The organism is Pseudomonas sp. DW-iso3 (genome assembly GCF_058725305.1).
This window is the reverse complement of record NZ_JBZXDZ010000002.1, coordinates 630,607-656,874: the sequence shown is the minus strand read 5'-3', so window position 1 is coordinate 656,874 and position 26,268 is coordinate 630,607. Positions and strand designations below refer to the sequence as shown.

The window sequence follows — 26,268 nt, the reverse complement described above, 5'->3', positions numbered from 1 at the left end:
TGCGTCTTTGAACTGAGGTGATCTGATAGCATTCAACGGCGATAGGGAACTGTAGCAGGTGACTTTTCGAGAAGAAGATTGTTGAGCCTCAGGCTGGGGGCATCCTTTTCAGACCATCCAAAGCATGCCCTCAGATGTGCCCCCAATGTAGCAATCCACTGGAAGTGAACGAAGCCACATGGTTTGTGGAAAGGCAAAAATGATCAGTAGAATTGCCTGTCCTACGAGGCAGAAAGACTCTCAGGCAAGCCAAAAAACATTTTGACTTGGCTCTAGGGTGGTAGTTACAGCCTGAAAAAATCGAATTATGCCCCCAGGTTTGCCCCCATTTGCACCGGATGGGTGAGCGATCGCGAATGGCGATTCCTGATAAACACCAGCGTGGCTTTGGCTGGCTTTCAGTGTAATTCCACATTTGATCTTGAAGGAGGGCCAGAACTCAATCGTCAAGAGGCCGGCTATCAGCGAGGCTAACCGGTAAATCCGAATTGGCTGACGGTCATGGATCTTTTCTAGCCGGTTATCCGATCCTCAAATTGATTAGCGTCTGGTGGCGCTCGTTTCCCCTAGGATCCTCCCGGCATCTTGTGCAGGAGGAAGTCCAAATACCCGTGAATAATCCCTGCTGAATTGTGTCGCACTTTCATAGCCGACCTCGAAGGCAGCTGCCATGACACTCTTGGCGTGGGCCACCATCAGTGTTCTAGCCTGGAGCAGGCGAACCCGTTTTTGATACTGCAAAGGACTCAGGCTGGTGACTGCCTTGAAGTGGCGATGAAACGCCGAGACGCTCATTGAAGCTCGTTGCGCCAAGCGTTCCACCCCAATGGGTTGCGCGAAGTCACGGCGGATCCACTGGATCGCCATGTTGATTCGGGCCATCGCCGTATCGGGCGCTGCAATCTCGCGCAGCATCCAGCCATGGGGACCCTGGAGCACACGGAAGATGATTTCCCGTTCATAAACCGGGGCCAGGGCTGCGATGGCGTCCGGATCGCCCATCAATCGCAACATTCGCACCCAAGCATCCATCAGATCGGTCGTGACTGGAGCAACGGAGAATCCGAGAGTGTTTTCAACGTTGCTGGCAGGTTTGGGCAGGTCTGCAAACAGCGTTGTCAGCACTGTCGGGTCCAGCGTCAGGCTCACTGCCAAGTAAGGTTCTCCCGATTCGCTTGGATGAACAGACCCCACTGCTGGCAAATCAATGGACATGACGAAATAGGTCGCAGGGTCATACCGAAGCGTCCGATCCCCCACGCTCATGCTTTTACTGCCTTGCAGGATCACATTGATCATCGGGTCATAGACCGCCGCCAGCATGTGTTCGGGGATCTTGCCCTTGACCATGGCCACGCGGGGAATGCCCGTTTCGGTGCGGCGATTTTCAGCCTTGACCGCGAGCGCCCTGAGTTCATTCAGTTGATTGTCCATGCTGGGCATGCTGACGGCAGAACGCTGCGCCATGCAAGCGAAAAGCAGAAACAGGCAGGTTTCAAGTAGAAACGAGTACGACCCTGGCGACCGTGATGATTACTGTGGGGCCACCTATAAGCCACAGAGGAACATAAAATGAGCGTCATCGTCATTACCGGCGGTAGTCGTGGAATCGGTGCCAGTGCAGCCGAGCACATTGCTCGGCGCGGTATGGGTGTCATCCTGACCTACAACGCTGATTCCCAGGCCGCCGCCTCAGTCGTAAAACGCATCGAGCGCGTCGGTGGCAAGGCTGTCGCCCTCAAGCTCGACGTGTCTAATGTTGGCAGCTTCGAAGCGTTTCGCGAGTCAGTGGTACTGACCTTACGGGACACCTGGAACGCCACCCTGCTAAGTGGCCTGGTCAACAATGCCGGGTACGGCCTGTTCAATCCCTTGGCAACTGTCACCGAGGCGCAGTTCGACGGCCTGTTCAACGTGCACCTCAAGGGGCCGTTTTTTCTCACTCAAACCCTACTGCCGCTGCTCGCGCAAAATGCCAGTATCGTCAACCTGACCAGTGCCACTACCCGCGTCGCCACCGCTGGCGTGGCGCCCTATGCTGCCTTCAAAGGCGGGCTCGAGGTGCTCACCCGTTACATGGCCAAAGAATTCGGCGATCGGCGCATACGGGCCAACGCGGTATCACCCGGCGCCATCCGCACCGACTTGGGCGGGGGGCTAAACGCTGAGTTCGAGGCGAAGCTGGCGGCGCAAACAGCGCTCGGCCGGGTCGGCGAGCCGGAAGACGTCGCGCGCGTCATTGCCATGTTGCTGTCAGAAGAGGGCGCCTGGATCAATGCCCAGACGGTCGAAGTGGCCGGTGGCTACAACATCTGAATACATGAGGGTTTCGCCATGCTGGATCATATCTTTTTGTCCGTGAGCGATATAGCACGGTCTATCCGTTTCTATGAAGCTGCCCTGGCCCCACTGGGTATCACCGCGCGCCTGGACTACGATGGCAAGGACGGTCCACCGGGTCATCCTGACCTGAAAGGCTTCGGTGCCAATGGCCGGATGTTTTTCTGGTTGCGTGAGGGCGTTGTGGGTGGGCGCGCGGTACATGTTGGTTTTGTCGCAAGCAGCCAGGCTGAAGTTGATGCCGCTTATACCGCTGCCCTGCATCAGGGTGCGGTGGACAACGGCCCACCTGGGGCACGCTTGCATTACGACCCCGATTACTACGCGGCCAATGTGCTGGACCCGGATGGGTACAGCCTCGAATTCGTCTACAAGAAATGGCAGCACGTCCAATGAGTACGCTACTGATCTACGGAGCTACAGGCTATACCGGTCGGATGGCTGCTGAGCGAGCAAAAGCGCTCGGTCTGGATTTCGAAATTGCCGGGCGTAATGCCAAGCGTCTCGAATCGCTCGCAGCGCAATTGGACGTGCCTTATCGGGTGTTTGATACCCATGATGCCGAAGGCTTTTTATCTGGCATCTCAGTATTGCTGAACTTCGCCGGGCCGTTTGCACGAACGGCCGAGCCGTTGATGCACGCCTGTATCAAAGTCGGCACGCACTATCTGGACATCACTGCCGAGATCAATATTTACCGCATGGCCGAGGGGCTGGGCGCTGAAGCGGCAGCTAACCACGTCATGCTGTTGCCGGGTGTCGGCTGGGATGTCGTTCCTACCGATTCGCTGGCGGTGCATGTTGCCAAGCGTGCAGTAAAACCGGTTGCGCTGAGTATCGCGCTTCAGGTCCCCGGTTCGATGTCTCGCGGGTCTGCGATGAGCGTCAGCGAAATCCTCGGCGCAGGCGTGCTCGCCAGGGTTGATGGCGAACTGGTTGCAACACCGGACGCCGCGCCGCGGCTCTTTGATTTTGGCCAGGGACCGGTCCTCTGTGCGCCGTTGTCATTCGGCGATCTGGTGACGGGCTGGCATTCGACCGGCATCCGCAACATTGCGATGTTCGTGCATATCACGGGCGAAGCGTTTCCCGAAGGTGATCTGTCGCAGTTGCCTGATGGTCCCACACCCGAGCAAAGGGCTGCTCATCGCGCGCGGGCAGTGGTTGAGGTCACCGGGACTGATGGCGCAATCGCGCGCTCGGTGATTGACACCGTCAACGGCTATTCCTTTACGCCGCTGGCGGCGATAGAAGCTGCGCGGCGAGTAATGAACGGTGAGCAGCAGCCGGGTTTTGCAACGCCGGCCAACGTGTTTGGTGGTGGATTTGCCCAGAGTATTGCCGGCACGGTGATCACCGACTTCTGAGGTGAGTGTTGGCTGTTCAAGAGGCTGTTATACATGCTTGGGTTGGGGCGGGCGTCCTGAATCTGGCCGCGTCCCGTGCCGGAGGCAGACCGAACAGGCGTGAATACTCCCGGTTGAATTGGGAGGCGCTTTCGTAGCCTACGGCATAAGCGATGGACGTCGCGTCCAGCGTATCGAACAGCAGCAGCCAGCGCGCCCTTAGCAAGCGCAGGCGCTTCTGGTACTGAATCGGTGTCATGGCGGTCACGGATTTAAAGTGCCGATAGAAGGCGGCAACGCTCATGTCTGACATTTGCGCCAGTGGCTCGACGCGAAAAGGCTCTGCGTAATGCTCCCGGATCCACTGGGTAACCCGGCGGATCTGCGTCATTCGGCCATCAGGTCGTGCAACGTCGCGCAGAATATTACCCAGTGGTCCTTGTAGCGCGCGCAACAAAATTTCGCGTTCGATCATCGGCGCCAGTATCGCGACCTCATGTGGGCGATCCATGAGTCGCATCATGCGTAACCATGCATCCATCATTTCAGCGGGCGCGTACACGCCCTCAAAACAAGCGTTTTGCGCCGCCCTCGGCGCCTTGCCCTCGTCCATCAGCAACGTAGCGATTACATCGGGATCCAGGGTCAGGCTGACGGCAAGATAAGGCTGATCCAGGGTGTCGGCGTGTACCTGGCCCGTCGCGGGCACATCGACGGGCACCAGAAAATAGGTGCCCTCGGTGTATCTGGAAACGTCCGCGCCGATCGACAGGGTCTTGGTGCCTTGGAGCACCAGATGCAACATCGGCTGATAGACCTGATCCGCACAGGCCTCTGCCCGGACCATGGCCACGCGGGGTAATCCGGTTTCGGTCCACTTGTCTTGTGCGCGCATCACGATGCTGCGCAGTTCTGCCAGTGATTTTTTCATGCCTGCCACCGTGAGCTAAATCCAGGTGCGTGGCAAGCCAGCTGAGAAGAATAGGCAAGGATGAGCGAATAACCGGCAAACGTCTGATCGTTCAATCGCTGAATATTGATGACACGCGGCTCGTTGCACCAGCGGTCATGCAAGCCCCGACTGCAAGCAAGCCTCATATCACGTCATATCAAAGGTCAGTTTATGAAACTCGAAGGAAAAATAGCGGTGGTCACGGGTGCGTCCAAAGGCATAGGCGCCGGGATCGCCAAGGCTTTGGCCGCAGAGGGCGCAACAGTCATCGTCAACTACGCCTCCAGCAAGTCCGACGCGGAGGCAGTCGTTGCGCAGATCGCAGAGCGTGGCGGTCGCGCTTTTGCTGTCCAGGCAGACATGAGCCTGGCAACAGATGTGGTGCGACTGTTCGAAACGATCCGGATTGAGTATGGCACCCTGGATGTGCTGGTTAACAATGCCGGTGTCGCGGTGTTCCAGATGATCGATGACCTGACTGAAGAAGCCTTCCACAAGCAGTTCAACCTGAACGTGTTGGGCTACCTTCTGGCTGTACGCGAGGCCGTCAAGCTGTTGGGGCCGACAGGCAGCATCATCAATATCAGTTCGATTCTCAGCACCGATCCCTACCTGGCTTCGAGTGTTTACTCGGCGACCAAGGGCGCGGTCGATACCTTCACCTTTGCACTGGCCAGGGAGCTGGGCGCGCGTGGCATCCGGGTCAACTCGATCCTGCCAGGGCACACGAACACGCCGGCGACTGACGGAAATTTTGCCGGTGAATTTGGTGAAAAGCTCATCGCGGGCACTCCGCTAGGTCGCTTCGGTGAGCCGGAAGATATCGCACCCTTGGCCGTGTTTCTGGCATCGCAGGATTCGCATTGGGTGACAGGTGAATCCATCCGGGCTTCAGGCGGTGTTCGTGGTGTGGGCTACTGACCCCACTGAACCAACCAAACACACGCCCCCGTTACCATTGAGCAACGGGGGCGTGCTTGTAACTGGGCGAATCAGACTTGGGCCATGCCGCCGTCTGCAAAAATTTCGGCGCCATTGACGAAGCTTGAGTCGTCACTGCCGAGGAACAGCGCGGCTTTGGCGATTTCATCGGCTTCACCGACTCGCCCCATCGGGACGAGGGTGCCGAGGTGGTCAAGCATACCTTGCTGATGTGCAGGATCATCACCTGCATAGGCCAACAGTGCAGGCGTGTGGACGGGCCCCGGGCTCAGTACATTGACCCGAATGCCTGTGCCTTTGAGGTCAAGAATCCAGCTACGCGCCAGGTTGCGAACCGCCGCCTTGGATGCAGCATAAACGCTGAACGCAGGGGTGCCTGCGATGCTGGCGCTTGACCCCGCCAGGATCACGGATGAGCCTGAGACCAGGAGTGGCAGCGCTTTCTGGACGGTAAAAATCAGCGCTTTGACGTTCAATCCGAACGTGTCGTCGACCTGCTGCTCGGTGATCTGACCCAGGGGCAGCAGCGTGCCGCCCCCTGCGTTCGCATACAGCACATCAATACGGCCTGCCTCGGTCTTGATCCGTTCGAATACGTGATCAAGGTCTGCAATCAGCGTCGAGTCAGCCTGGATACACGTCACGTTGCCGCCGATTTCATCCTGTGCTGTCTTTAATGCGTGGAGGGTGCGCCCGGTGATGTAGACACGCGCGCCTTGCGCTGCAAACAGTTTGGCGGTGGCCAGGCCGATGCCGCTGGTAGCGCCAGTGATGAGTGCGATTTTGTCGTCGAGTCTGTCGGAGATCATTGTTCCCAGTGCCTAAAGAGCCTGACCTGAAGGGTTCAGGTCAGCAACTGAAGGCGAGTCTAGAGCGGGGTGATCGACCTCAGAAGCCCGCCGGGGTGGAGTCTCAATCCACGCGCATGGATAATCGATCTACACTGTGCTGAATGCGCTGTCCAGCGCTTCAATTTTTAAAATTCTCCTTGCTGAACAGCTCTACTGCCCAGTCAATAAAAACGCGCAATTTTGCACTGGGATGACGCGCTGCCGGGTAGACCAGTTGGAGCGGATGGGAAGGCGGGGTCCATTCCTTCAGGATCGGCACCAGGCGTCCGGCAGCGATATGCGCACGCGCACTAAAACTGAAAATTTGCCCGATACCCATCCCGGTCAGTACCGCTTCGGTCAGGGCCGTGCTCTCGCTCACGCTGATGCCAGGCTGGCCATTCACTTCGTATCTCTCACTGTCTTTGGCGAAGTGAAGAGGCAGCGTCTTACCCGTGTTTGAAAAAAAATAGCGAATCGTACGGTGGTTCTGCTCAAGCTCCTGTGGATGGGCAGGAGAACCAAAAGAAGATAGATAATCAGGTGTGGCACAAGTGACGAAGTCCGCGTTGCAGAGATGGCGTGCGATCAGCGAGCTGTCTGGTAACGCGCCGCCGCGAATCACGCAGTCGACGCCATCGCCGATGAGATCGGCAGGACGATCACTGACTCCGAGCATCAGTTCCAGGTCAGGATAGCGCGCGCGAAATTGCGCAAGCGCCGGGATGATCACCAGGTTGGCCAGTGATGAACCTATGTCCACACGAAGTCGGCCATGGGGGCTCGCTCGCGTTTGCCGAGCGGTGAGATCCATCTCGTCCAGGCCCGCCAGCAGATTCAAGGCTTGCTCCCTGTAGACCTCACCTGCCTGTGTGATGGTGAATGAACGGGTGCTGCGCTCGACCAGCTTGGTACCCAGGTGCTGTTCCAGATCCTGGAGCAGTTTACTGACGGAGGAGCGGGGTATGTTCAGCGAATCGGCGGCTTTCGCAAATGAGCGAGCGTCCGCAATTCGGATGAAGACCCGTATGGCGAGAAGTTGATCCAAGGCTGCGCTCCATGAAGGGGGGGAGGGTCGAAATTAACCTGACGGTTAACGCTGCGTTGCCTCAATCTTTCGTATCAAAGGCCGTTTGGCGTCTATGAGCGTTGTTCAAGCCGACGAACGCCCGGAGTCGAAGCTTTTTGGAAGATGCGCAGTACTGAGTGGCTCAGAAGTCTGCGGTGGCTTGTGTTCTGCCAATACCAGAGAAATTGCTTTGCTGGCAACTTGGGCTACTTCCATCAAGCGTTTTCGAGACAGGCCACTGCATGCTGCGGCGGATAGGCCCCGCAGGGTAATCAGCACGTAGTCGGCCAGCGTCTGCGCGGCTTGCGGGCAAACCTGGTCGAGATAACGACGGATCGTCTGAATCGCGGCATCACCCAATGTCTCTGCCATCTTTCGGGCAATCGGGTCGTCCGCCCGCATGCCCTCGGTGATCAAGCATCCACGCAAGGTTTTATCTCGTCCGTATTGCGTCGCAGCGCTAACCAACAGGGCAGTCAGCGCTTGAGCAGGAGGTCGATCCGGCGCCAGAAGTCTGTCTAAAGGAAGCGCGCTTTCACCGGCGTAACGACGCATCGCCCGCTCGAAGAGCTCTGCCTTGCTACCGTAGGCGGCATAAAAGCTCGGGGGTTTGATGTTCATGGCATTGGTCAGATCGGACAGGCTCACGGCGTCAAAACCGTGTTGATGAAACAGTGCCTGAGCGATGGCTATCCCTTGCTCGCGGTCGAAGGCGGGACGGCGCTGCCGGTTGTTTTCGTTCATGGTCATCTCGCTGAGTCGATACGGCGACTGTAGCGACCGCTACAACGTATATCAATCGCCGCGTGCAGGTCTTTTTATATAGTGGTCGCTAAAAAACTTGTGGGTGGGCGCAAATCTATATAGTGTTCGCTACATAAATTCCTGGAGGTGTTTCTCATGCTGTTCAACAATAAAGTCGTTTTGGTAACCGGTGGCTCTTCGGGCCTTGGCTTCGCGATTGCAGAAGCGTTCGCCAACCAAGGTGCCACTTTGATCATAACCGGGCGTCGCCAGGCCCAACTCGACGATGCCGTGAGCCGCCTCGGTGCAATCGCGTCTACCGTATGCGCAGACATTTCGGACCCCGCCGACCTTGACGCGCTATTCGGTCACATACAGGCGGTCCATGGCCGTATTGACGTGCTGATTGCCAACGCTGGGACAGGTGCAGTCGAGCCCTTGGGAGCAATCACCGTCGCAGGCTTCGATAAGCTGTTCACAACCAACGTCAAGGGCACGATTTTCACGGTGCAGGGTGCGCTACCTTTAATGGCCAAGGGGAGCAGTATCGTCATCATTGGCTCGACCGCATCCATCAATCCTGGCCCCGGCCTCGGTGTCTACGGGGCTACCAAGGCAGCGCTACGGGCGCTGGTGCGCAGCTGGATCCTGGATATCAAGGGCTCTGGCGTTCGCATCAACCTGCTCAGCCCAGGCCCGGTGAACACCCAATCTCTGCGCGATGTACTGGGCGAGAACGCACAGCAGATCATCGATGTTCTCAGCGAGAAGAGCACGCTTGGTCGTATCGGTCAGGCCCACGAGATCGGCCAGGCCGCGCTGTTCCTTGCAAGTGATGCGTCGAGCTACGTCAATGGCGCCGAACTGTTCGCCGATGGTGGTGCATCTCAGGTCTAGGCGGGTACAGAGCAGACCTCCCCCTGTCGTTAAAAAGCTGTATTTGCTGCCGATGAATCGGCCATCAAGGAGTTACCTAATGAGCGACTTTACTGGTTCGGCAATAGATCATATGGGCATCGCTGTTTCGGACACCTCGTATTCTCAAGCCTTCTACGAACCAGTGCTCAGGCCGTTAGGGATTACCCTGGTGATGAGTATCGAGGCGAATCCGCCAGGGCTGAAGCCTCGACGGCTGGGGTTTGGTTCTGGAGGAAAGCCTTTCTTTTGGTTGCATGACGCGTCCGTCGCCAGTCACGGGGTGCATATAGCACTGATCGCCCCAAGTCGTGAGTCGGTTGATGCTTTCCACGCGGCCGGCATTGCTGCCGGCGGGCGGGACAATGGGCCGCCGGGCATCAGGCCGCACTACCACGCCGATTACTACGCCGCTTATGTGCTGACACCTGATGGCGTGAATTTGGAAGCCGTTTGCCAAGTGGCCTCTTGATCGAGGCTCACATCAGGTCCATTCCAGATGCCAGGGGGCAGCCTCAATTTTTAGAAGCGGCATCGGCTACCAGCGGCAGCACCTCCGTCGCTGCGCGAAAGCGCCAATTACTGCGTTTGAGGATCGAACTGTTTGTCTCGGATAAATAGCGCCGAAACACGCCGCAAATAAAGTAAGCCGAGCTCATCACTAGAAAGAGCGACAAGCGCTAAACGAACTGCAATACGTTGCTTACTTCTTTACGCGGTTTCTGGGGCCAGTTGGCCACACCCGGGTAGCCAACCGTGATCAACATCACCGGCACTTCTTCATCCGACAGCCCAAACTCCTTGGCCACTGCAACTTGATCGAGCCCGATCATCGGCGTCGAAACCAGGCCTTGGCCCTTGGCGGCCAACATCAGGGTCATCGCGGCTAGTGAGCCAGAGCGGATGGCTTCGTCGCGCTGCAATTGAGCGTTTCCCTTGTACATGCCTTGAGCCGCACCCACCCACATGTCATAGACGGACTGGTCAATGATTCCGGCATCCAGGGTCGGCTTCAATGCATCGGGCAAAGTTAGATGCGGGTTCAGGGTGCCGCAGACAATAAACGTCACAGCGGCGTCCACGACCTTTTGCTGACCGAATGCCAATGGAAACAAGCGCGCCTTGGCTTGGGTGCTGTGTACAGCTAGGAACTTCCAGTTTTGCAGGTTGAAGGCGGACGGAGCGTGCGTAGCCAAGTCGACCAACGCGGTGATCTGAGCGATCGTCAGTGAACGTTCAGTGTCGTAGCTGTTGGCGGAGACGCGAGACTTAATAACTTCAGCGATAGCGGACATGGTGATCTCTGTGCGGGATAAGGATAGGCAGGGCACGTTAGTCACTGTTGAACCTGCGCCTTGTTTCAATTCAGCGGCTGAAACCGTCGAATGGGGTCATGTAAACGGCGCCGAACGGGTCCAGGCGCTTGCGGATTTCAGCGTCGGGGGTGCCGTAGACCACCAGGCTAGTGACGGTGCACAACTCCAGGAAACGCTGGCCGAAAGGCGCAAACGTGGTGTCGACGTGGCTTACCACGGCATCGACGTTATAACGCTCAAGGATGTGCACGGTACTGTTGTCTTCGTTGACGCTGTATTCGTAAACCAGTGTGCCCGGCTCAGCCTTGGTGGCAGCAACGATTGTGGCGATCAGTGCTTTGAATTCAGCGAACTCTGTGGGTTTTACCGCAAGTGAGAACAGGCAGGAAATATGGATGACAAAAACCTGCACGGCAGCATCACTGGATTAGCTGATGCATGCGGTGCAGGTCGGGGCGTCAGGATTTTTCGGGGGCTTGGGCGAATAGCTTGCCAGCGCCGGCCCAATCCGATGCGGCTACGTCTTCGAAAATCACGTAAATGTAACTGGCATCGGTACCGGTGTGTTTAACGATGCTTTCGGTGATGTCGGCTGCAACAGCGGATTTCTGCGCATGCTCCTTACCTTCGAACCAGCTCACACGTACGACGGGCATGATGTATTCCTTCTAGGACATTGATATGGGGAGGTGCGCGAAGTGCACCGTTGCCTTGCTGGAATCCATCGTACTGTTGAATACGGTGGCGATAAACGGCCTGCAGCTATAATCTGGATAGACTTAAATTCTACAATGGTGGGCGCAGCATGGTACCTATCGACTCCTTTCAGGGCGTCATCACCTTCGTTGTGGCGGCGCGCTCGTCCAGTTTTACCCAGGCAGCAGATCGCTTGGGACTGTCAAAATCTGCCGTAGGCAAGGCCATTGCGCGTTTGGAAGAGCGTTTGGGCACGCAGTTGTTTCATCGCACGACGCGACGGATATCTCTCACCGCCGATGGTGAGGCCTACTTCGTCGCGTGCTCCACGGCCTTGGAGGAAATCGGCACCGCTGAAAGCGGGCTGGGGCCAGGTGGTGGTGAACCTTCTGGCCGTTTGCGGGTTGATATCCCGGTGGCCTTCGGACGGCGGGTCGTCGCCCCACTGTTGTTTGAGATCGCCAATAAATACCCGGCGCTGCAATTGAGCCTGACGTTTTCCGATCATCTGGTGGACCCGTTCGAAGAGGGTATCGATTTGTTGGTACGGTTCGGCGAACTGCAGGACACCAGCGGCCTGGTAGCGCGACGATTGACCCGCCAACGCTGGGCCGTCTGCGCTTCCCCTGACTACCTTGCGCGCTTCGGCACCCCGCAAACCCTGGAAGAGCTGACCCAGCATCGTTGCATCGTCGGCCATCGACGCGGCCAGCCGCTGGCATGGCGAGTGATGCAGGCGGGTCAGACCGTCCGTTACGCCCCTCCTTCAACGCATCAGATCGGCGATGGCGAAGTCATGATTCTTGCCGCCGTGGCTGGCGCCGGCCTGTGCCAGATGCCGCGCAGCCTGTTCCAGAATGACATCGAGGCCGGCAGGCTGGTCGAGGTGTTGCAAGCCTATGAGCCCGAAGCGGTTGATGTGCATGCGGTCTGGCCGAAGGTGTCGCACCTGCGTCCCAAGGTCCGCTATGTGGTCGATGAGTTGGTCAAGTTGTGTTCGCATTGGCAGTAAACGCTGTACACGCAGTCATTCGTTGAACAGATCGAACATCAGTTGTCCGAACCATTTATTTCCGGGTCCGGTTGTATTTGCTCGGCCAGAATAAGTTGATGGCGATTTTGGGAAGCAACGGAACTGGAGGGCTGGGAAGTGAATGGATCTCCATGCCCATAAAAAGCCAGAAATGATCAGTTAAACAGCCTGTCCAACGACGTCTAAAGACTCTCAGGCAAGCCAAAAAACATTTTGACTTGGCTCTAGCTCGGTAGTTTCAGTTTAAAAAAAACCTAATATGCCCCCAATTTTGCCCCCACTCAGAAGCCTTACATGAGCGATCACGAATGGCGATTCCTGACGAAATCCAGAATGGCTCTGGATGGCTCTGGAAAGCTTTCGGTGTACGTCCAAACTGGGTAGGGTAGGGGACTGGAACGCCCAGACGTTCTCCCTCGGTGACCTGGAATCAAAGCAGGTTATGTGCAGCCCAGTTCTTGTCCGGCCCGCCTAACGCAAAGCGGCCGGTGCGATTTTCTACCTGCCTGTGTAGCTTGGCACTGCGATAAACATGGCTCAGTTGGCAGCATCTCTGTATTCGCACCTAGCAGACGGCGGGCTTGCCCCCCCCGTCTGCCCGCTTCAACCCTGGAAGACCGCTACTTACAACCCTTCAATAAACATCTCTTGAACTTGATCGGCACATTCAAACGCAGCCTCAATTGCTTTTTGATTCGCCCGCGTAATCTCCCCCAGCACGTCGCGTAGCGCATCCAGGCCGTCATCAAGACTACCTGCCTCCATCACACTTCTAAGCGCTTGCACATAGCACTCTTGCCCAGGATACATATCGATGCCGGCCCGCTCGGTCTGCCCGAACACGCGGTAAATCAACCGTCCCTGAATCATCATGTACGCTACTTGTAGTTCCAGGCTGCTCCACAACTCGTCACTGCTTCGGAGCGCGAACACAGTCGCCAGGGTTTGTGCCAGCAGGTATTGCCCCAGCATCTCTGCACGGTCTGAGCTCTGATGCTCTTGTAGGCGAGCGCTCACCAGCAAGAATGTGGCGAAGCAGCAGTCAGTCAGTGCCGTAATGAGCTCTCGACCTTGTGGATTGTCCAGGCGCATACGGCTGACGGCATCGTTGATGACATCGTCGTATATCGCAGACAGAACGTTGTCTAGCAGGTGAGGTAGCTGTGGTTCGCCCCCGCCAACCGAGCGCTGCTGCAGGTTGCCCAACGCCACAACCAGCTCTTTGAGCATGTTGGTCATCACCAGTACTTCGTTCTCTGAAAGCTGATCGAAGTACTGGAAATCGTAGTCGTTGATGTAGAGATTCTTCGCCTCGCAGCGAATGCTGCGAATCTCGCTGATCGGGAATTGCTCGAGTTTGCGAAGTGTCCCCTTGGCCCACACTGCCTGAGCGGTCACCACCAAGAAGTCCTTGGCAGTCTGCAGGAAGGTGTTATCGACGATCATCAGGATGTCGTATGGCTTGATCTGCCCAGCCGATATCTCGATGACCTTCTCGACCTTGTACACCTTGATCGAGGGTGCCACCTGGATCTGGTGGGACAACCTGTGTCGCTTGGCCACTGCATTGAGGATCTGCAGCTGATCTTGCTGATAGCTGCCTTCGAACGCGGGCTTGCGGATAGGCTCAGGCTCAGGCTCAGGTTGCGGTGGCCGAGGAGGAATAACAGCTGCAGGCGGGGCGCTGACAGGCTCTTCGCGTACAACTGGCGCCTGGCCGGCAGCAGGCTGCCCAATGGGCGCCTCGACTGCATGCCCCACCGGCTCGGCAGGTTCCTGCAACTGCTCCGCTAACTTCTCCAGCAGTTGCAGCAGAGCCTCGGGCTTCATGCTCGAACCGGCCATGCCGAACGCGCAGCCATTACCCAAGATCAGTTCAGAGCCTTTTGTGGCCCGACCCTGAGTCGTGGCTTTGAACTCTTCCCACGGCATATGAGTTTTAGCCGAGGTGGTAGTCCAGTCGTTTTTCCAGAACAGGCCATGTGAGGTAAACGCCAGGCCGTTCTTGGCCGAACCGAAAACCGTCGAATCAACGATGGCGAACACTTTCGCGGAAGAGGGCATGCCATACGACGCGGCGGCGTTATCGGCCTTCTTGCGTGGAATGTCTGGGGCAACGTAAAGACCTTCGGAATGGAAATTCTGCAAAACACCAAGTACTTTTTTTTCCATGACTGCTCTCACTGGATCAACTGCGTTCGCATTCGTTGCGCACGGATTTCACTACGCGCCAGAGGGCAGGGCCGCGGGCGCGAATTTGATAACTATCAGAGTTCTGAGTTGTGGCTGTATGGTGCTTCCGTCTGCTAGCGGCGCATTGGGTGGCCTGCGATAAGGCGGCCGTACGGGCGGTAGTCCGGCGGTCTCTCCTTCATATCTGCCAAGCTTTAAATCTTTGAATCTGTCACGCACTCGCCACTAGCCGCTCGTACTCAGCGTCCAGGTAGGTATCGACGGCCTTGATGTCGAGCCTTCCGTCCTGGTACCAGGAGTTGAGTTCCTTGAGTGCCAGTGTGCCGAAGCGCGCCCAGGCAATGAGGTTTGAGCGCAACATGAACTGGATCATGTCGCCGCCCGAGCGAATCGCCGCATCGGCGCCATCTACCACGCAAAGGGTGCCGTGTGCCATTAGCAGCATCCGCTGAAGTTCGGGATTAGTGGCCGATGGAATGCACTCAGCCCATTCCTTCTCGTGATAGAAGCGCTGCTTCACGACCCACATCACTCGGGTCAACATTTCGCTAAGCATCACCGGAATAGCCATTGCCAGGCCGTGACGCAGGTCGTAGCCCTTTTCGAACACCTGGACGGCGATCGTGGCGAAGGTTTGCCGATGCTGTCCAAACTCGCCGAGGTTGATGAACTGCAGTAGCGAGTAAAAAGGAATCGGAATACCCGACCCTCGCGTTTTTGCGCCAGAGGAGCCGGCCACATCCGAGAACAGGTGCCCCAGCCAATTCATGCAGCCGCAGAACAGCTTAGCCACCAGGTTCGAGCCCTTGAGCTCGAACGTTTCGGTATCGACACTGATGATTCGGCCGCCATCGACGAAATGTGCGCTACTGGTGAACTGATCCAGTATCGAAAAGAACAACCCGACTAGGTCCGGCGAATGCGCCAGGCTCTTGATGTGGTGGTTGCGCGTGCTCATCTTGAATAGGCCGCCGACATCGCCGCCGTGACGATGGTCGTAGTTGACCTTGTACTTCCTTTCCAGGAAACCAATGGCGCTGGTTACCGGGTCACTGCCTTTGTTAGGGCCTTGCCAGCCGTTCCAGGCAGCGAACCTCCGCACCGCGTTATCGGTCATCTCGTCAGTAAAGTGGGTGAGTGCTCCCTGACCTGGGAGGCCGACGAACAGAACGTCCACCAGGCCGCCGATCAGGCCGCAGGTGCCGGCGATCATGTAGTCGTATTTGTCGCACTGGGCGCCCTTGTACGAGAACTCATCGCGGATGCGTCTTTCCAGCGCAATACGTTGGCTTGCGCTCATCAGGTCGCGGAACGGATCGTGGCCAAACTCGATCCGCCGTCGCTGGGCATAGGCAGCGACCTGGTCGAGATAGCCACTCCAGTCGCTCTTGCCTGTCATGTCGATGAAGTCGAGGTTTGGCAGCGGCGTGCCGACGCTCACGATGTTTTCTTGTACGGCATAACTACTCTCGACAAGCAGCGCATCGTCGTCATCCACCTCGAAAATCACTTGGTTCCCTTCGACCAGTGTTTCAGCTTCGAGCATCAACAGTTCGAGATGCTGGCGGCTCTGTGCCTGCGTGACCTGCAGGCTTTGCAGTGCACCATTGACCAGTCCTACGTGGTTTAGCGCGGTGTTCAACTGGTGCTTTTGCACCAGCATCGCCTGGGCCTGTTCAGTCGACGCATTCTTAATGCTCATGAGAAGAGACCGAGCAGCTTGCCCTTAGCCTTGTCTGCCATGTCGGCGGCGCCGCCGACAAGTACATCGCTGACGTTGAAATAACCGACCGCTTCAAAGGCTCGGGCAAGGTTCTCCAGCGCCTTCGGCGAAACGCCTGGTTTGATTGCGAGCTTGAGCGTCTCGAACTGCTGGCCGTCCTTCTCCTGGGAGAATGAACGTTCTTCGTAGAACGACCTGATGAAGTCGAACAGCTCTGCCTTAGTAGGCTCCTTGGTGAGCGTCTTGAGCTTGGCGTCGTCGAGGAAACGAGCGCAGCGCAGTTTGGTCGCGCTGCTCTGGGTCGCTTCGCACTTGTTGGTCAGCACGGTACCGGCGCCGGTCATCTGCCCCATCATGGAGGTAAGGCGCTGGATCATCTGGCCTTGCTCGCCATGCTCGGCCAGGGCCTGGCTCAGCCGATCGGTAATGTGGTTGAGGTCCTGCATCAGCAGCGAAATGGTCGCCTGGGTCTGCTTGATGACCTCGACCAGCATCAGCTCGCGTCGCTTCGAGCGCGTGAGCTCGTCCGCGCCCGTCAGTTTGCGCACGCCTGCGTAGGCGCCCACACCGAGCAGCACGGCGACACCGATCCCCGTGGTCATGCCCGACAGGCCGAGTATGCCGCCCATGCCCAGCGTGGCGAGGCCGGACGTCAGCCCGGCCGCAGACATGCCTACCACCGAACCCGAGAGATACACTGCGGCCAGTGGGGTGCCGACAGCCGCGGCCTTCGCCGAAAGCAGCTTCAGCGCGCTGACAATTTGGTCATCGGTGACATCGTCCTTCAGCATGCTGTGGTCGTTACGGATGGCCGCGACGGCGAGGTCGATCTCGTCATCGTCGACCTGCAAGAGCGCACGGTTTCTTTGTAGGAAGCCAAAGGTCTCCAGCGAGCCGCCGCCGGTGGAGAAGTGCAGGTTGATCAAGTCTTTGGTCAGAGAAATGTGCAGCGGCCTAATCTGCCCCCGTGGGCAATGGCTGTCCAGCTCCGCAAGCAGTGCATCGAGCGCTGCCGCCTGGTTGAAACCGGTCATGTAGGCGCGCACAGTGAAGCGCGACTCGGGTTCCAGGTCCAGCCGCGTCATCAACAGCAAGATCTCCGCGAACTCTTTTTCATCGATGACCGAGTCGTTGTCGTAGGCCATGTTCACGATGACTTTGAGGTAAGCCACTTTGACTGCTTCTTCCATCTCCTCGAGAGGGATGAGCTGTTTTTCGTCCTGGAACTCGGTGAAGTTTTCGATAACGCCCTGCAGCACGGATGCGAGTGCTGCGTAGTCGCAATCACTCAGGTCCTTGATGACCAGTTGGCTATTATCCTTACGCTCGAAGATCAGGGTGTGCTCGAGCTTGTCCATGCTTCCGGTGTGCACCTGGGTGTACTTGGCGCTGCGGATATCTTCGTAGGGGAAGTGGATCGGGTCGGCGAATCCGGAGCGGTAGATCACTTGCTCGCCAGTGAACAGCAGACCGTCCTTGCCAGTACCGAACAGGGTGTTGTCGAACAATGCCACGACGTTTCCTGGCAGCCCGTTGTATGCGAAGGCCTTAAGTGCGTTGTTCAGCTTTTTTTCATCGATCCCCGGAGCAACGGAAACATTCTTGGAAGAGATAGAGCGGAGGTTTTCGCGAAGATAGGCGCTAACACTCATGGAAGGTCCTTTTCTAGGTTAAGCGAGTCGCGACATGCTAACTCGGATGGTGGCGCAATGCCATTTTGACTTTAGGCGATAGCGGCTACACACAAGCAGTTCATGACTGAGCCTTTTCGCGTGCCGAAAGGGCGCGTTTTAACTCCGAATATTCGCGGTGCAACTCGTAGCCCTTCTTGATCACCACCACGAGCCCAATGGTTGCCAGGAGATTTTTCATGGTGCGTTCCTTTCGGGTAATTTGACTTTTTGGGTCTGGCGCAGCGACCTGAGTCGATGAGGTCAACCGTGTCAGATAGGGGCAAGATATGTAGGATTTCAGGGCGTATCTAGAGTGTTTACATGCACAGGTAAACAATCCATGCAGGTTCGGGGGGCGAAGTCATGGATGAACACTTGGCATAGTTGGAAAGGGGCTTGCAGTTCGAGAGGAGGACGTTCGAATCCGGGGCTCGGAGGAATGGGCGCTTGGCCCCTGGGCCACTGCAAGTGAAGCTTTTGCAAGTGAATCAATGGGCGTTGAAGTGCACGCACATCCCAAGCACCTTGGGTGCGTCGCAAACTTTACATATGTCTGCACACTGGCCACGATTCAACGCCATCTCTCCTGTAACAGGGCTTATACATAGAGCCAAGGGGTCAACGCCTCCAGGTTCTTCACCACGATCTGTTGCGCCGGGGCCTTGGGCTCAAGCTTTTTCGGATCGATCTGGTAGCGCTGCAGTACGTAACCCACGAGCGCACACCGCGTCGGGATGACCAGTTCGCCATCGTCCATACCGAAGTCGACTTCGATGATCGCCTTCTGGTCAGGTTTCAGCCGCGAATCCGGCTCGATTATCACATCGATGAGGGTGTTCCATTCCTCGTCATCGCCGATCAGGTTCTCGCTCGTTCGCTCGAACTCCGGCTCCCCACGGAATCTGCTCAACACGAAATCCCGATACTTGCGGTTCTTCTCGCAGTAGGCCCGTACATGCCAGCGCATGCCTGTGTAGATCAAGGTATGCGGCGAGATCAGTCGCGTCTCCGGTACTGGGTTGGCTAACGACACGTATTCAATGGCAATCACCTCGCCATTGCGGCATGCCTTGAGCAGTGGCCTCAGTACCTCTGGGCGTATTGTGCGGTTCGGCACCTCCAGCACCTTGGTGTGTGCATAGGCGAGTGCCAGCCCCTCCACATGCGGTGCCCGCGAGTGGGTCTGGTTCAACAGTTGCAGATAGGCATTGGCACTGTCGTCGATGAACAGCGGCTTGAAGTGCTTGCTCGGCACATAGCCCTTCAGTTGTTTGTCATATGTAAGATTCTTAGGCGCATGCTCGGTGATGTAGGTGTTGATATCCTTGGATGCTTGCTGGCGACTGATGCCGAAGCTCTGCATCAGATGGCCCGTGGTCAGGCGGCCCTCCCACCAGGCCACGGTCTCGATCAAGCGATAGCGAAGTGCCAGGTCCCAGCGAACCTGATTGATCTGCTGAGTGCGTTTCATGGGCCGTCCATGTGCGTGATTTGTTTACCTGTACAAGTCTACAATCTATACGTGTAAAAAATCACTACATATCCTTTGGCTGTCTTTGGAACAAATGACCTAGCGAAAGGATTGAGCATGACTAAGACGGATGTGATTTCGACAGCGGCGCTGGTGATGATGGTGGCGATTGCTGTGCTGCTGTTGGCCCACTACTTGAAACTGCAGAAGGTGTGGACGGTGGTCGTCAATTGCCGTGCGAGCCTGCGTTGGGCGCGGATTCATGAGACAGAGAACAAGGAGTTACGTTCGGCGCTTCGAGCGGAGAGGGAGCACGTAGATCAGTTGCTGAGGAAGGTGGCTCTACAGAATGCGGTAGAGCCGGAGGGCAAATGACCGCGGTGTGTGGGAACAACAAAGGGTCACATTTCTAGAAGGGAACTGTTGGACCTCAGGCTGGGGGCATCCTTTTCAAACCATCCAAAGCATGCCCTCAGATGTGCCCCCAATGTAGCGATCCACTGGAAGTGAATGGAACTTCGTGGTTTGTGGAAAGGCAGAAATGATCAGCCAAACAGCCTGCCCGGCGACGCCTATAGACTCTCAGGGTCGCCAAAGAACATTTTGACTGGGCTCTAGCACGGTAGTTTCAGTTTGAAAAAATCTTAATATGCCCCCAATTTTGCCCCCACTCAGACGCCTTACATGAGCGATCACGAATGGCGATTCCTGACGAAATCCAGTATGGCTCTGGGTGGCTTTGAGTTTACGCCTAAACTGGGGTTGGCTAAGGGGCAAGCGCACTTGTCTATGACTCGATGATGCTGCGCTATCTCATCGCTGCGTTGGAGACGATCGTCATGCTAGCGGCAAGATCACCGACCAGCAGTGGGACGAGGGATGGCGCAGCCTCAAGCGCCTCACCAGCCCATGCTGGTATGCCAGTGGCGACAACAGCGAAGGGCGCTCGCGCCTCATCCTGGGCTTCAATAGCCGGTCTATCACAACGTGCTGGTGTCTACTTCGGTACTCCAGGAAGGGGTCAACCTGCATTTGCAGTGTCACCAGATCCATCGTTACGGACTCGCCGGCTCACCCGGTGACAATGAGCAGCGAATCGGCAGGTTAGATCGCCTGTTTGGCTGCGTTAATCAGCAGCCGCAGCGGTCAGGGAGCATTCACTATCCGTATCTGCAGGGGGCGGTCGATGAAGACCAGGTTGCTTCGTTCATCAAGCGCAAGCATCAGGTAGAAGAGCAAATGGATGCGTGCGTGCAGGTGCACTTCGACAAACAGCTTAGGATCAGTGACGCGCAGCAGTGGCTTAGCTTCCTGCGCTGACCGCTACCCATCAGCGATGAGCATTTGCAGGATCCTTATGGTGCCGTGTTTCCTAGATTGGGCCGACAATGCTCACTATCCCAAACGGCGCATACAGCATCGACAGATCACCCGCTGGAGACTGCAAGTGCCTGTTTTGATTGTCGAAGAACTCAGGAGCGGACTGGTCCGTTTGTTTAAGCATTGGTCATGCGCTTTCATGGGAAATGCCTCAGCGTTTGAAATACGGAGATCTAATCAAAACGTTCATCGATTATCCTCAATGCTACTTTCGAGTTCGTATGCCTCGGAAACGCCGAGACAAATGAGTTTTCCTATGACCATGTCCATTCTGTTGCGTGATACATGAGTTTGCTTGAGGATGGATGGCTGTTCGGCTGACACTGCGATCAACCAATGGACTATTCTTCGGCCAAATCCATATCCGACCCATAATGAGGTGTCGTTAGGGAGCCGTTCAAGCCAGGCTTCGGCTCCCGAAATCAAAAAATCCAAGTATTGCTCTTGGGGCGCTACCGAGAGTGTGTTGAGGGCACATTGTGCCAGAAACGGGGTCTGCCCCCCTGCTATCAATGGCCGAAGGACGTCGAGTAGCGGCTCCCCTCGGCGAAGACTGGATGCAGACAGGTAGCTATCAGGTCTACCGTGCGAATTCAGACTATTCATGAAAAGCGTAGCTATTAAACGGCTAGATTCTCTATCAATGGTTATCTGCCCGGGTACAGGTTGATCAGTCCAACCGCGCATGGACAGCACTCGGCTCACAATCCGTTTGCGCAGTTCCAAAGGCCGAGAGAGGACTTGATCGTCGACGCTCAAATACCATTTGTCAGCAGCACGAATGAACATCGCTGTGATATCGCCAAAGGAGCGATCTGGAAGCTTTTCAATTAGTTTCAACTGGGCTTCGAATTGTTCGTCATCAGCGTCCAAGACCACGTTGGCAGCTAAGGCGTAGAATTCATTATTCCATGCCTCAGGCACCCTAAAAGTAGTAGTTTCAGATGGGCGTCCAAGACCATTTATAATCGCTGACCATTGGCCATAGGTATCGACAATTTCTGAACGCCAGGGGGGAGGAGAGGTTGTACGGGTAACAAGTCCGAGCCAACACGCTGCAGCCCAGATATCGAAATAACTGCGTTCACGTTCAAGGCGATTATCGTTCTGCAGTACGTCATCTAGTGTTGGTTCGCCTGCGTCGACGCTCGAGAAGCAAGGCCACACGGGCTCGGCGAAGCCATTCAACCACGCAATTTCTGCTTCAACCGCGCTACGGTCCTGCAACATCCTTTGTTGGTGGTCCAACTGAAGACTTTGGTTGGCCTCATGCTCAGAGTGCAATGTTCCGCAGATGGTAGTGAACGCTAACCGAATGGCTGACTTGAGTAACCGCGGGTCGCTTTCATTGAGGCTGTTCAAAGTAACTGAAAATGCAAGCGCCGCGCAGCAGTCCTGCCGTGTCGCACACCTTAGCAACGCATTTCGATCGTCCTCATACTGAAGGCGACACCATAAATGTACTTGAGCAAGCGTAGCCAGAGCTTGACTGTTATGCTCAAGCGTTTTAACTGAGTTGCAGAAACGTTTATCACCCGCTGTCAATAGCTTTGCGATCACTTCACGCATCCACGATTCGTGTCTCCTCAATAGGTCATCATCTCCGTCGCGAGATACAAGCATCACTACGGCCGCAAACCTAGTTGACCTAGCATCTAGAACATTGGAAACCGGAGCCTCCGGTAGCTCGCCACTCATAAGTTCAGCGGCCTCGCGAGCAAGCTCGACCGAGCCCTGAGCGGCATCGAGTACTGCAATATTTATCCGTGCCTCAATTTCAGCTGAGCGAAGAAGCCTGCTTCGATCCTCAAGGTGTGTCACTTCTATCGTTGGAGGTTGGTACCGAAGCTTGCCGTCCTCTGGGACCCAGTTATTAGAGTCAAGGATGTTCAGCGCGTGGGTGCCCATGAATGCCGGATCTTCAAGGCCGGAGCGCTCTCCGTAAGGGCCTAACCTAGCCAATGCACTGCTGAGCAGTGAGCGGACCTGTTGACACGTCTCAGCTTCGGTGCAGTAGTTATGCAGATAATCTACTAGAGAACTAGTTCGGGACGGTTTCAACTGCAGGTCCGAGAGTTGCACCTTCCCTGCAGGTTCATTTTCAGCCGCCGGCGTCAATGAAGTTTCACACAATAGTCTATTGTTATCGGCCGATAGGAGTTCTGGTGACGCGAGAAAAGGCACTAGCAAGTCTCGAGTATAAGGCCAGTATGAGAGGAGGAGGTCGACTGCTACCAGAAGATATGCTGCGCAACTCCCCACAGGGCCAAGAACGTCAGCGATAACAGTACTTATCGGCTCGTCCCTTTGAATACGGTCGTGCCCCCAGGCTTCGAGTGCCATAAGTGCTGATGCTGTCGCGTAACTGGGCGCCAGACCGCGCGACCAGAGGTACGTCTTGACCCAAGGGAAAAATCTCGAATCGTCCTCAAAGGTGAGCGTGATTCCCTTTGCTGCAGGATGCTCGCTGCCAAATTCGGACGTAATGGACTCGTTAACCAACCTTTGTATAAGTTGAAGCCCGATGGTCTTGGAGTTATCTAGAAGGCTGAGAAATGGCGGTTGTGCCGGAGAGGCTGGACTGTACCAGTGGTCGCTGTAGCTGGCTAAGTCACGAATGCGATGAGTGTCGAAAGCGGTATTAGTATTACTGGGCACTATCAAACTGGCTGTGACCAAGTCCGCGAGCTCTTTCGGCGCTACGGGAGCAAGGATTTCACTCATTCTACGTATATCGCCGAACTTGAGGGCGTGATCAACCGCTGTCAATGACTTTAAATAGGCCTTAGTATCGTCCGGCGCATAGTGGGCTAGGGCTAAAGACATATGCCTTAGGTTGTCCCTCATATGGTGGTACTCGTTGTCGTGCATAACGTCTTTTGCGCCAGGCATCCTGATCTCATCCCTTCGTTGATCAAGCTGCTGTAGCCAGCCGAACAGTATAGGAGCACTAGCATTTGCAACTTCAGGCAACCTTGACAATAAAGGAAAGACAGTTCCCAGCAGAGCGATGATGGATGTGAGCGCTTGGATCGGGATTTGTTCTGCGTGGCGCACACACCACAACCATAAAATATGTGCTGCAGGTGAGAAGGCAATTCGCATTTCTTTAGGCATTGAAGCGGCCCAAGCGACTATATCGTCAGAGCAGCCGTGTGCAAATACGATGGGTGATATTGCCTCTACCGTCGCGGTGGTCATACATAGCTCAATGAGAAGAGAACCGTTGTTCGCGAAAAGCTCCTCACTGCAGCGCTCCAACTCTTGCGATGATGGTTCTGAACGCACAATTGCCATCAGCGCCTCTCGCCGCCACGAGCTGTGAGCCCCGGCGGGAGATAATCTGGAAAGCAATTTGAGCCACGCACCACATTCAGAACTGAGCGCTAGCGCAAACCGCCCTGCGAATTCGATTCCCCTGATTAGTTTCGCTGACGCAGGGGCCGTCAGATCAAGCTTGGTAATTGTATCTGGGTCTTCATGAATACGAGAGCCCACTGCCCAGTCCCGCAGTACGTCGTGATAAAAGTGCAAGTGGTCGCGTTTGGACTCTAGCAAACTCTGGGAGCGCAGCAGGTGTGCGCGAGCCAGCGAATCTTCGCGTACTTCGACCCAGTCGCGTCCGGACAACGCAGCGTCCGCGATACTTGCGATCAACCTTTGAGCTGCACGTCGCTCGGGCGCTTCCGCATTGTCTGCTGTACTCCACCAGTGATTTGCTAATATGACTTCTGATTGGATGGTTGCGGATGAGGGCACTTTGAGTAGTCGCGAAAGTCGATATAAGTTGCGCGCGATGCCGGAAGCAGGGTGTGATTTAGCGAGAAGCAATCTTACTTCGGGCGCATGCTTGCTGAGTATCTCGATTTCTTCTTCCTGTAGCTCTCTCACAATGATTTCTTGTGGTGGCCCTAGTACCGCAATAACCTCGTCTGCAAGCCAAGTTTCCTGCTGATTGCCAGTTTTCTCTCGTGCTGTGACGACGACTGAAAATCCTTCGATCGCAACAACTTCTCGGAGCAGGTCTTTGATTGTTCGGCGGCGTGCTGGCGATTCGAACATTTCGGGGCTATCAATAAACAGGACGCCCCCTCCGCTAAAGGCAAGATCAGTGAGAAACTCCTTCAGCGTTGAGGATACATTCAGTACTTGTGATAGCGCCGCCCAGCCTCCCTCAGGGGTATTCATGGGATCGAGTACGAGAACATGCGCATGGGTAGATATACGTTCAGCAACATGTCGAAGAACGGCAGACTTTCCTACACCTGGCCCGCCTCTAATTTCGACGAAGCGATTCTGGCGCAAAGCTTTATTGAGTGCTGCTAATGCTTCGAGTCGGGGAAGTTGAGTCCCTGCAATGGTGTTGCCTATATCTGCAAGGGCGTGTCGGGAAACTTCAGCAAGTCTCTCCCTAGATAGATAGAATTTTTTATCCCCTGTAAAATGAAAGCCTCGATTGGCAAGTTCGTCTCGAAGAGTTGGGCGGTCTATGATTCGGCCTACTTTCGCTGCCTCCACAGAGATTGCGATCAAATTATCCCAAAGTGCATCAGTCCTGGTTCCGTCCTCGGGCGCAAGTATTTGCTTGGCGATTAGCAAACTGTATGTGCGCGCGAGTGGTGCACCGGAGCCGAAATCGAACTCTAAGATTAAAAAACGTTTAAATATTCTCCAAATCGCTTCATCGTCATCGGCTATGCCCGCTGCGATAAGGTTGGCGCGAAAGGTCTCCCCAAATTGCCGCATATCAGCACCGGCTACGCCCTTGCTACTCAGGCGGCTAAAGAATTCTGCGCCATTCACGGCTACTCGAGCCCACTCAAGAACATCTTGGTAAGGACCTGAGATGGCCTTGCTAGTCCTTTGTGTCGCGATCGAGACGCGGTGGCGCTCTTCGGGAATATCGTTTCCAGTCGTACCTGCTATCTGTTTGCAAACTTCTTTGAAAATGGGATCCTTGGGCGCAAAGGTGATCGTGCGCTTTGATTGGATTTCCAAAAGAGTCTCGCCCAATGTCGATGCGCCATGCACGAATAGGTCGTCGAGAGCGTAACCTCGCTCAGAACCTTGGAAACCAACACTCTTAATACATGAGCCAGGTAGTCCGCGAGGTTCAGCATTGGCCAAGAGAGCCATGAGGTAGAACGCTCCGATTTCCCCCTCAATGTAAGTGCCCGCGCTTCCCCGCCCCACCGGACTTGATCCGTAACGTACGTCGCCCATTTCATCTTTGGACATGGCTAGAAGCTAACTCCTTATGGCTCACCCACTTAATCAATGCATGGTACAGCTACCCGGCGATTGTAGGAGGTATCAGCCGAATGTTAAATCGAGCCCAACTGATATTCTTACGTTTTGGAGAACACCATCGGCAGTGCTTCCGGCGCGAGGCGGAGGTAGTTGAGGTCGGCTCGTGCCTGCATTTCCTGGATTCGAATGGAGGTCGTGCTCAGGTGGTTTCGTGCACTGATAAAAGACTCTCAGGCAAGCCGAAAAACATTTTACTAGGCTTTAGATCAGTGTTTTCGGGCCGATAGTTTCTTGGTTTACCCCCAATCTTGCCCCCATTTACACGTGATGCACGAGTGATTGAGATTGGGGATTCTGACTGCGTTTGTTATTTTTCAAGGCGTCGTAACCACTTT

The 26,268-nt window shown here is 55.7% G+C and carries 22 protein-coding genes; 9 read left to right on the top strand and 13 right to left on the bottom strand.

Translation table 11 applies throughout. The annotated features are described in order from the left end of the window. Window positions 1–540: 540 nt before the first annotated feature. A complete protein-coding gene (locus tag AC4PS7_RS08775; RefSeq protein WP_350487616.1) occupies window positions 541–1,434 on the bottom strand; it encodes an AraC family transcriptional regulator in 894 nt (297 codons plus the stop codon). A gap of 138 nt (window positions 1,435–1,572) precedes the next feature. Between AC4PS7_RS08775 and AC4PS7_RS08770 the strand changes: the two genes are divergently transcribed. The 3 genes from AC4PS7_RS08770 to AC4PS7_RS08760 are packed head-to-tail and all read left to right on the top strand — an operon-like array spanning window position 1,573 to window position 3,707. Further along, window positions 1,573–2,316, top strand: coding sequence for an SDR family NAD(P)-dependent oxidoreductase (locus tag AC4PS7_RS08770; RefSeq protein WP_084376604.1), 744 nt, complete (start codon window positions 1,573–1,575; stop codon window positions 2,314–2,316). Window positions 2,317–2,334: 18 nt separating this feature from the next. Continuing rightward, complete coding sequence (locus AC4PS7_RS08765; RefSeq protein ID WP_084376605.1) at window positions 2,335–2,736, top strand: VOC family protein; 402 nt, start codon at window positions 2,335–2,337, stop codon at window positions 2,734–2,736. Further along, entirely contained in the window at window positions 2,733–3,707 is a 975-nt protein-coding gene (locus AC4PS7_RS08760) for a saccharopine dehydrogenase family protein (RefSeq protein ID WP_492179327.1), read from the top strand. Before AC4PS7_RS08765 ends, AC4PS7_RS08760 begins: the two co-directional genes overlap by 4 nt. A 16-nt stretch (window positions 3,708–3,723) precedes the next feature. On the opposite strand, the gene AC4PS7_RS08755 is transcribed toward AC4PS7_RS08760, so the two are convergent. Then, complete coding sequence (locus AC4PS7_RS08755; RefSeq protein WP_350487615.1) at window positions 3,724–4,617, bottom strand: AraC family transcriptional regulator; 894 nt, start codon at window positions 4,615–4,617, stop codon at window positions 3,724–3,726. Between the two features lie 192 nt (window positions 4,618–4,809). On the opposite strand from AC4PS7_RS08755, the gene AC4PS7_RS08750 reads away from it, so the two are divergent. After that, entirely contained in the window at window positions 4,810–5,559 is a 750-nt protein-coding gene (locus AC4PS7_RS08750; RefSeq protein ID WP_084376608.1) for a glucose 1-dehydrogenase, read from the top strand. A gap of 71 nt (window positions 5,560–5,630) precedes the next feature. Here AC4PS7_RS08750 and AC4PS7_RS08745 read toward each other — a convergent pair whose 3' ends face one another. From AC4PS7_RS08745 to AC4PS7_RS08735, 3 genes are all read right to left on the bottom strand, one after another. Further along, window positions 5,631–6,386, bottom strand: a complete 756-nt coding sequence (locus AC4PS7_RS08745) for an SDR family oxidoreductase (protein ID WP_350487646.1) — start codon at window positions 6,384–6,386, stop codon at window positions 5,631–5,633. Window positions 6,387–6,549: 163 nt separating this feature from the next. Beyond that, window positions 6,550–7,458 (bottom strand): LysR family transcriptional regulator, encoded by a 909-nt coding sequence (locus AC4PS7_RS08740; RefSeq protein ID WP_084376609.1) that lies wholly within the window; start codon window positions 7,456–7,458, stop codon window positions 6,550–6,552. 105 nt (window positions 7,459–7,563) lie between these two features. Further along, a complete protein-coding gene (locus AC4PS7_RS08735) occupies window positions 7,564–8,223 on the bottom strand; it encodes a TetR/AcrR family transcriptional regulator (protein WP_492179326.1) in 660 nt (219 codons plus the stop codon). Window positions 8,224–8,379: 156 nt separating this feature from the next. Here AC4PS7_RS08735 and AC4PS7_RS08730 point away from each other — a divergent pair, with 156 nt between their 5' ends. Then, a complete protein-coding gene (locus AC4PS7_RS08730; protein ID WP_350487613.1) occupies window positions 8,380–9,120 on the top strand; it encodes an SDR family NAD(P)-dependent oxidoreductase in 741 nt (246 codons plus the stop codon). Window positions 9,121–9,199: 79 nt separating this feature from the next. Next, a complete protein-coding gene (locus AC4PS7_RS08725) occupies window positions 9,200–9,610 on the top strand; it encodes a VOC family protein (protein WP_317757862.1) in 411 nt (136 codons plus the stop codon). 208 nt (window positions 9,611–9,818) lie between these two features. Here AC4PS7_RS08725 and AC4PS7_RS08720 read toward each other — a convergent pair whose 3' ends face one another. The 3 genes from AC4PS7_RS08720 to AC4PS7_RS08710 all read right to left on the bottom strand — a co-directional run bounded on the left by AC4PS7_RS08720 (window position 9,819) and on the right by AC4PS7_RS08710 (window position 11,110). Further along, entirely contained in the window at window positions 9,819–10,433 is a 615-nt protein-coding gene (locus tag AC4PS7_RS08720) for a nitroreductase family protein (protein ID WP_350487612.1), read from the bottom strand. Between the two features lie 70 nt (window positions 10,434–10,503). Then, window positions 10,504–10,866 carry a putative quinol monooxygenase gene (locus tag AC4PS7_RS08715; RefSeq protein ID WP_350487611.1) on the bottom strand — a complete coding sequence of 121 codons (363 nt, stop codon included), beginning with the start codon at window positions 10,864–10,866 and terminating at the stop codon, window positions 10,504–10,506. Window positions 10,867–10,912: 46 nt separating this feature from the next. Further along, a complete protein-coding gene (locus AC4PS7_RS08710; RefSeq protein WP_317757865.1) occupies window positions 10,913–11,110 on the bottom strand; it encodes a tautomerase family protein in 198 nt (65 codons plus the stop codon). Window positions 11,111–11,259: 149 nt separating this feature from the next. Here AC4PS7_RS08710 and AC4PS7_RS08705 point away from each other — a divergent pair, with 149 nt between their 5' ends. Next, window positions 11,260–12,162 (top strand): LysR family transcriptional regulator, encoded by a 903-nt coding sequence (locus tag AC4PS7_RS08705; protein ID WP_084376615.1) that lies wholly within the window; start codon window positions 11,260–11,262, stop codon window positions 12,160–12,162. Window positions 12,163–12,807: 645 nt separating this feature from the next. On the opposite strand, the gene AC4PS7_RS08700 is transcribed toward AC4PS7_RS08705, so the two are convergent. The 4 genes from AC4PS7_RS08700 to AC4PS7_RS08685 form a co-directional block, all read right to left on the bottom strand. Further along, complete coding sequence (locus AC4PS7_RS08700) at window positions 12,808–14,355, bottom strand: hypothetical protein (protein ID WP_122301107.1); 1,548 nt, start codon at window positions 14,353–14,355, stop codon at window positions 12,808–12,810. Between the two features lie 232 nt (window positions 14,356–14,587). After that, window positions 14,588–16,078 carry a hypothetical protein gene (locus AC4PS7_RS08695; protein WP_460948717.1) on the bottom strand — a complete coding sequence of 497 codons (1,491 nt, stop codon included), beginning with the start codon at window positions 16,076–16,078 and terminating at the stop codon, window positions 14,588–14,590. Then, complete coding sequence (locus AC4PS7_RS08690) at window positions 16,075–17,751, bottom strand: hypothetical protein (RefSeq protein WP_122301105.1); 1,677 nt, start codon at window positions 17,749–17,751, stop codon at window positions 16,075–16,077. Before AC4PS7_RS08690 ends, AC4PS7_RS08695 begins: the two co-directional genes overlap by 4 nt. 619 nt (window positions 17,752–18,370) lie before the next feature. Beyond that, on the bottom strand, window positions 18,371–19,243 hold the full coding sequence (locus AC4PS7_RS08685; protein WP_027605750.1) for a helix-turn-helix transcriptional regulator: 873 nt from the start codon (window positions 19,241–19,243) through the stop codon (window positions 18,371–18,373). Between the two features lie 117 nt (window positions 19,244–19,360). Between AC4PS7_RS08685 and AC4PS7_RS08680 the strand changes: the two genes are divergently transcribed. Both AC4PS7_RS08680 and AC4PS7_RS08675 read left to right on the top strand, forming a co-directional pair. After that, entirely contained in the window at window positions 19,361–19,618 is a 258-nt protein-coding gene (locus AC4PS7_RS08680; protein ID WP_047597201.1) for a hypothetical protein, read from the top strand. Between the two features lie 612 nt (window positions 19,619–20,230). Then, a complete protein-coding gene (locus tag AC4PS7_RS08675; protein ID WP_492179325.1) occupies window positions 20,231–20,563 on the top strand; it encodes a hypothetical protein in 333 nt (110 codons plus the stop codon). A 246-nt stretch (window positions 20,564–20,809) separates the two neighbouring features. Here AC4PS7_RS08675 and AC4PS7_RS08670 read toward each other — a convergent pair whose 3' ends face one another. Beyond that, on the bottom strand, window positions 20,810–25,861 hold the full coding sequence (locus tag AC4PS7_RS08670; protein ID WP_492179324.1) for a hypothetical protein: 5,052 nt from the start codon (window positions 25,859–25,861) through the stop codon (window positions 20,810–20,812). Window positions 25,862–26,268: the final 407 nt, after the last annotated feature.

Excerpts from the sequence above, each read along its gene's own strand:
- AC4PS7_RS08775 (WP_350487616.1), bottom strand. The coding sequence starts at position 1,434 with ATGGACAATCAACTGAATGAACTCAGGGCGCTCGCGGTCAAGGCTGAA.
- AC4PS7_RS08770 (WP_084376604.1), top strand. The coding sequence starts at position 1,573 with ATGAGCGTCATCGTCATTACCGGCGGTAGTCGTGGAATCGGTGCCAGT.
- AC4PS7_RS08765 (WP_084376605.1), top strand. The coding sequence starts at position 2,335 with ATGCTGGATCATATCTTTTTGTCCGTGAGCGATATAGCACGGTCTATC.
- AC4PS7_RS08760 (WP_492179327.1), top strand. The coding sequence starts at position 2,733 with ATGAGTACGCTACTGATCTACGGAGCTACAGGCTATACCGGTCGGATG.
- AC4PS7_RS08755 (WP_350487615.1), bottom strand. The coding sequence starts at position 4,617 with ATGAAAAAATCACTGGCAGAACTGCGCAGCATCGTGATGCGCGCACAA.
- AC4PS7_RS08750 (WP_084376608.1), top strand. The coding sequence starts at position 4,810 with ATGAAACTCGAAGGAAAAATAGCGGTGGTCACGGGTGCGTCCAAAGGC.
- AC4PS7_RS08735 (WP_492179326.1), bottom strand. The coding sequence starts at position 8,223 with ATGAACGAAAACAACCGGCAGCGCCGTCCCGCCTTCGACCGCGAGCAA.
- AC4PS7_RS08730 (WP_350487613.1), top strand. The coding sequence starts at position 8,380 with ATGCTGTTCAACAATAAAGTCGTTTTGGTAACCGGTGGCTCTTCGGGC.
- AC4PS7_RS08725 (WP_317757862.1), top strand. The coding sequence starts at position 9,200 with ATGAGCGACTTTACTGGTTCGGCAATAGATCATATGGGCATCGCTGTT.
- AC4PS7_RS08720 (WP_350487612.1), bottom strand. The coding sequence starts at position 10,433 with ATGTCCGCTATCGCTGAAGTTATTAAGTCTCGCGTCTCCGCCAACAGC.
- AC4PS7_RS08710 (WP_317757865.1), bottom strand. The coding sequence starts at position 11,110 with ATGCCCGTCGTACGTGTGAGCTGGTTCGAAGGTAAGGAGCATGCGCAG.
- AC4PS7_RS08705 (WP_084376615.1), top strand. The coding sequence starts at position 11,260 with ATGGTACCTATCGACTCCTTTCAGGGCGTCATCACCTTCGTTGTGGCG.
- AC4PS7_RS08700 (WP_122301107.1), bottom strand. The coding sequence starts at position 14,355 with ATGGAAAAAAAAGTACTTGGTGTTTTGCAGAATTTCCATTCCGAAGGT.
- AC4PS7_RS08695 (WP_460948717.1), bottom strand. The coding sequence starts at position 16,078 with ATGAGCATTAAGAATGCGTCGACTGAACAGGCCCAGGCGATGCTGGTG.
- AC4PS7_RS08690 (WP_122301105.1), bottom strand. The coding sequence starts at position 17,751 with ATGAGTGTTAGCGCCTATCTTCGCGAAAACCTCCGCTCTATCTCTTCC.
- AC4PS7_RS08685 (WP_027605750.1), bottom strand. The coding sequence starts at position 19,243 with ATGAAACGCACTCAGCAGATCAATCAGGTTCGCTGGGACCTGGCACTT.
- AC4PS7_RS08680 (WP_047597201.1), top strand. The coding sequence starts at position 19,361 with ATGACTAAGACGGATGTGATTTCGACAGCGGCGCTGGTGATGATGGTG.
- AC4PS7_RS08670 (WP_492179324.1), bottom strand. The coding sequence starts at position 25,861 with ATGTCCAAAGATGAAATGGGCGACGTACGTTACGGATCAAGTCCGGTG.